The following is a 5,413-nucleotide window of genomic DNA, read 5'->3' as shown; positions in this document are numbered from 1 at the left end:
TATTACTGATTCCTTAAGCTATGAACAGTACTTCGACGAAAAGCACATTGCGCTAAAAGTAAGGCGTTCAGAGATGAACACCATCGACTTCCTGTCAGACAAACCCATACAACCAAGAAGAATCACTATCGAAACCAGCTCTATTTCTTCAATGCTCATGCTGGCAAGCACTACGGATTACATTGCTTCATCTACACGCTCGTTGGCAAATCTGTTGGCACCGAGGCTCGATCTCAATATCCACACTATCCCATTAGAATTGCAACCCCTTACGTTCCGAATGCTCTACCATAGACGCTATGCCAACGACAACCAGCACATAAGAGTACGCAATGCCATAAAAGCATCTCTACCCCAAGCCAATACATAAATGTCAATTATTCCACATCTAAAGTCCACTTCGTTTATTGCCAGCGATAGCTAATAAATAATCTCCAGTACTTGTTAACAGTTAAACAATACTGGAGAAAATCATGAAACTGTTTCGCTTACTACCACTATCATTAATGTGTGTTAGCAGTGCTACTTTTGCCGCATCTACGCAAGTATATATTGAACAAAACATTGCCTCTAACGCTGCTGCTGAAGGCACTTACGCCACAGAAGCGGGTGCACTCATTGACACATCTAAAAACGGTCAAGTCTATATAGGTTTTGACGACCAAGGCTGGCTAGCGGCAGGTTACGGTCACTACTTCTCATTGTCTGACGACTGGGGTTTAAATCTCTATGGTGAACTCGGCAAGTGGGAATCCGGTGAAGAGATGCTGATCGAAGCGATTGTTGACTTCCAGGTAACCGAAAACCTCAATTTGTTTACAGGTTACGGATACAACCGTTCAGGCCAAGTTCTAGAGAACCTCAGTGATACCGCGATTAACACCAATCAACTAGTCGCTGGTTTTGGGCTGGATATAGGACAATGGGCATTGGATTACAAATACACCCACGAAAATCGAGGCGGGTCCAATGGAGGTTTTACGCATGTCGGTGGCGACTTCTATTTTAGCCAAGATTCATACCGCACTAACGAGCATGAAATGATTCTCTCTACGTCAATAGACCAATGGACACCTTACGTTAAATACACATATTTCAACACTAATGAAGGTGAACTCTCAACATCAAGCGCGCTAAACCATATTGTTGAGAACGACAGCATTTGGACACTTGGTGTGTCTTACGATTTTTAACCCAAACGAGTCCTAAATGGCAAAAGGAGTTGCCGGTTTCCTAAGAGGCCAATACGATGAAAAACCACTCCCTACGCCAGAAAATCATTAATGTCACTGCTGCCATTAGTGTTGCTATGTTTTCAGCAGTTCCCACTTATGTCTCTGCCCACACTTTAGTGTTTGATGAGTCTCGCTACGACCCCGACTTGTTTCAGCAAGATCATGCCCAGTGCTTTAGCTTACTCGACAATGTTGGCCACCACGAAGGAAGTGGTGCGGTAGAGCAAGGTGTGAAAAGAGGGTTACGTGGTGCAGCCGCAGGGGCAATTGCGGGGAGTGTCTCTGGAAACTCGGGAAGCAGCGCAGCCAAAACAGGTGCAGCAGTTGGTACCACAGTCGGTGTCTTATCGGGAGCAGGCTCTCAGAACGCCGCGAAGCACGCCAACCAACAAGAGCGCGATAGCTTAATGCGTAACTGTATGAGTGGCCGTGGCTATGATTCATTAAATTAATCATGGGAAAGCAAAGTCATGTGGGGGACACACTCATTGAACATGAAATACATAAACTGAATTTATGTTTCAACCCAAGTCAGCTATCTACATTTCTCTACAGAGCACAAGCATAATAGGCCCATAAACCAAGCACGGAGAGAGTCACAGACTTTCAGCTTACCAATCAAGCCACACGGATGTGATTTCCTGAATCGAACCATAGGAACTTACATATGAACAGTACACGCATCGTTTCCATCATGGCTCTAGCCTCACTCGCATTGGCAGCCATCACTAACCTTTGACGGCAGACCTTTAAACACCAAACGTCAGATAGTTACATCTGGCTTACCAGATTACGAATTGTAGGAAATTCCCAATGAAGAACTCAGTTATCGCCGCTTTGATAGGCATCAGTACATTAGGCACTATGTCGGCTCACGCAGCCCAACATGACCACGACACACTCTTTAGTCAGGACAACGCCATCATGGCTGCCGCGGCAGTCGAAACTGTCAACCAATATTGCGTCGAGTACGGCACCATGACGCAAACTTATGTGGACAAACAATCCGCTGTGATGCGTGAAACCATTGAGGGTCTGTCCGCTGAGGTTCTTGGTCAAGAGTTTCAGTTCAGCGAGCAACACGACATGTATCAAGAAGGAATCGCAATGGGTAAGCAGTTGATTGATGAAGCGGAACACAAAGGTCACGTAAAACAGATGTGTACACAACCAAACCAAGAGACATCACTATGAAAAAAATAATCGCAGCCTCAACCGCCCTATTCTCTGGCTTGGTACTGGCATGTGGAGCACACGTTCACAATACCCTGCCACACTATGAAAACTACACTGAGTCGCTAGTGGCAATGTCGGTCTGTAAAGTAAACGACCATATCAGCGAAGAACAATCGGCGATGTGGTTTAAAAAGCTATCATGGGTTGCCAATGGCACCGATGAAGAACTGTTTGAACACTACACGCACTTTGCCGCTGAGCACGTTAATAGCATCGCTCAAGACGATAAAATGCGTCCAAAGTGGGATGAAAACTACTGCAAAGATCAGTTCTATGATGTGATGGAAATGGATCAAGTGGTACTGGAAGATCTGTATGACGAACAAGAGCTAGCCGACAGAGAGTTCAACCGAAAAATTAAACAAACGGGGCAAGACAAAACCACAAGTGAAAATAGCTAAACGCCTACCTCACCGAGTCCTACAATGGCAAAGGGATTTGCCGCCTTTCTCGGTTGGTATGACACCTATCTTAACAACGAAAAGCTCATCAATATTGATGAGCTTTTTTATTTTTCACCCTGCACAAACGCAGAAGCCCTCTAATACATAAATTCAGTTTATGTTTCATCTAAAGTCTCCTCTATCCATTCTCTCGCCTCACTATCCCATAATAGCTTCATCAACAGGGCAGGGGTGAATTGCTAAAGTTCATTGCCCATAACAGCAACACATGGAAGTGATTTCCTTTAACTTATGTAGGAACTCACGCATGAAAAATTGTCGAACTTTAACTACTCTTGCTGGCGCTATCTTATTGTCTAGCAGCGCTTTCGCTAATAATCCATTCGAGCATTACCAGTCAGAAAACTCAGCAAGCTTCAGTGGCTACAAGCATTTCAACTATGAACAAAATGTAAGCACCGAAGATTTGATTAAGCAAGGTGGCAAAATCTACTCTTCACCAGAAGAGATCCACGCCATCTTACAAGGCGGCCTAAAAACTGATATCCAAACAGGTGAAGAGCTTTGGAAAGAAGGCCTGATGTTTGACGGCATTGAGCCAATGGATCACATGGTGACTGCGGCTAACTGGTTTCCTAGAACAGAAGAACTCCAGCACAACGAAATGCGAGCAACCTTTATGGGGACATCTCCAATGATTCGCCCAGGGCAAGCGAACACCTCAATCTATGTCGAGCTTGGAAATGGCGATAACTTTGTCTTTGATTTGGGGGAAGCATCTATTGCCAACTATATCGGTGCTGGGGTTGCACTCAATGAGCTAGATAAAGTCTTTATCACTCACCTGCACGTTGACCACTTTGGTTCGCTGCCATACCTGTATCAGTTCGGCGGTTGGAACGGTCGCTGGGAAAAACCCCTGACCATTTACGGTCCGTCAGGTCGAAACCCTGAAGATGGTACTCGCCATATGGTTGAAGGCATGCTCCAGATGCTCTCTTGGCACCAAGATGCGTTTGATGTATTCCCATCTGGTAATGATATCGAAGTCGTCGAGTTTGATTTCAAAGACGATGGCGGAGTAATTTACGACGTTGATGGCGTTCAAGTGTCTCACTGGCGACGTTCGCACGCAAAAGATGGTGCATCAGCCTATCGTCTAGATTGGACAATCAATGATGAAGAAAGCCTTTGTTTCGTGTGGACAGGGGACGGCCGACCAACAGAGCTAGACATCAAATACGGCAGTGGCTGTGACCTATTCGTGACAGAAGTACAAACTGAATTAGTGGGTTTATCGTCCATTGTTCAAGGTGTGCCAGCCTTCTTAACACGTTACACGATTGATACTCACCATACCTCTGGCTATGCCGCTGGTTGGTTAGCCAATCAAGTACAGCCTCGACTGTTTATGACAACGCATATGGAATTTGACCCTTACTACAACAACGAAACCGTTGCTCAGGTTCGAGAGCACTGGAAAGGGCCTTACCACTTTGGTGCGCCAGATATGATTGTGGCAAACGTGACACCAGACAAGGCATGGGTTCGTGAAGGTATTATTCCTGACTTCCCGAACAACCGCGCACCTCAGTTCAACTTAAATGACGGTGAAGTATTCCGCGTACCGATGCCTAAGAACTCTCGTGCAGATATTCAAGAACAAGAGATCCGCGACCTAGAGATTGATGAGTCATTGTACTACCCAGAAGGCTACCACCCTCAGCTACTAAAAGAATGGCCACTCGACCGAGACTTGATTGTTCCTACAGAAGCGCTGCCTGAAAGCATGAAACAAGGCATGGGTGAGAAGCAAAGAATCGTGGATGAGATGCGTAAAGCACATGGTTTAGAACCTCGCTCTGTGCACCGTAAGCATTCAGCTGACCCTTACCGTGATACCCGTGAAGGTAACACCAAATAACAACTCAATCGGGGCACTACACGGTGCCCCAACTTAACGAATTGTAGGAACAACATATGACACGTTTTAATCTTCGCCTTTCAATAATCTCGATGGCTCTATTTACTCCTTTTGCCTTTGCTCATGGCAATGTGGATATTTCCAATGGCTCCCAAATTGATGTGTACGTCGCCAATGAAGAACACCATGGTCACAGTGACACTGATAAAGCCTACGGTGTAGAAGCTGTTTGGATGGATGAAAGCGGATACTTCATTTATGCCGAAGGCGAAACTGGCGCCCACGATTTCTATCAATTGGGTGCAGGTAAATATTTCAAACCTAATGATGATCTTGGACTGTTTGCATACGGAGCCTATGCTCAGGGTGGCTACGCCGATGGCAATGAGCTACGAGCTCGGCTTGGGATAGATTACCAAGCCACGCATGAACTCGGTTTCCATGGCAGAATTGGTTATGACTATGGAAACAGCAAGATGTCTCTCGGACACGATGACCACGATCATGGCCACAGTTATCACGCCACTGAGCATGAATCCGAACGAAGCCACCTTGGCCGACTAGACGCGGGGTTCAGCTATGAGCTAGGCCATGTTACTGAGTTCTCTTACAAC

General features: G+C 45.8%; 6 protein-coding genes and 1 pseudogene. All 7 read left to right on the top strand.

The features are described 5' to 3' along the window. A pseudogene (locus QTO00_RS14140) lies at positions 1 to 370 on the top strand (LysR family transcriptional regulator); the annotation flags it as partial. A 103-nt stretch (positions 371 to 473) separates the two neighbouring features. Next, positions 474 to 1,193, top strand: coding sequence for a hypothetical protein (locus QTO00_RS14135; protein WP_331425374.1), 720 nt, complete (start codon positions 474 to 476; stop codon positions 1,191 to 1,193). A gap of 56 nt (positions 1,194 to 1,249) precedes the next feature. Continuing rightward, positions 1,250 to 1,687: a glycine zipper family protein gene (locus QTO00_RS14130; RefSeq protein ID WP_331425373.1), complete on the top strand. Its 438-nt coding sequence runs from the start codon at positions 1,250 to 1,252 to the stop codon at positions 1,685 to 1,687. Positions 1,688 to 2,048: 361 nt separating this feature from the next. Continuing rightward, entirely contained in the window at positions 2,049 to 2,429 is a 381-nt protein-coding gene (locus tag QTO00_RS14125; RefSeq protein WP_331425372.1) for a hypothetical protein, read from the top strand. Then, a complete protein-coding gene (locus QTO00_RS14120; RefSeq protein ID WP_331425371.1) occupies positions 2,426 to 2,872 on the top strand; it encodes a hypothetical protein in 447 nt (148 codons plus the stop codon). The genes QTO00_RS14125 and QTO00_RS14120 overlap by 4 nt, the downstream gene beginning before the upstream one ends. A 310-nt stretch (positions 2,873 to 3,182) precedes the next feature. After that, positions 3,183 to 4,799: a guanitoxin biosynthesis MBL fold metallo-hydrolase GntH gene (gene gntH, locus QTO00_RS14115; protein WP_331425370.1), complete on the top strand. Its 1,617-nt coding sequence runs from the start codon at positions 3,183 to 3,185 to the stop codon at positions 4,797 to 4,799. A gap of 56 nt (positions 4,800 to 4,855) precedes the next feature. After that, on the top strand, positions 4,856 to 5,413 hold a 558-nt coding region (locus QTO00_RS14110; RefSeq protein ID WP_331425369.1), incomplete at its 3' end, for a hypothetical protein.

This window comes from Vibrio sp. M260118, from assembly GCF_036533755.1.
In the GTDB taxonomy this organism is placed as follows: Bacteria; Pseudomonadota; Gammaproteobacteria; order Enterobacterales; family Vibrionaceae; genus Vibrio.
The sequence above is the reverse complement of the archived record's forward strand: the minus strand, read 5'-3'. Positions and strand labels throughout refer to the sequence as shown.

Bases quoted from the DNA above. Each gene is read 5' to 3' on its own strand.
- QTO00_RS14135 (WP_331425374.1), top strand. From the start codon at position 474: ATGAAACTGTTTCGCTTACTACCACTATCATTAATGTGTGTTAGCAGT.
- QTO00_RS14130 (WP_331425373.1), top strand. From the start codon at position 1,250: ATGAAAAACCACTCCCTACGCCAGAAAATCATTAATGTCACTGCTGCC.
- QTO00_RS14125 (WP_331425372.1), top strand. From the start codon at position 2,049: ATGAAGAACTCAGTTATCGCCGCTTTGATAGGCATCAGTACATTAGGC.
- QTO00_RS14120 (WP_331425371.1), top strand. From the start codon at position 2,426: ATGAAAAAAATAATCGCAGCCTCAACCGCCCTATTCTCTGGCTTGGTA.
- gntH (WP_331425370.1), top strand. From the start codon at position 3,183: ATGAAAAATTGTCGAACTTTAACTACTCTTGCTGGCGCTATCTTATTG.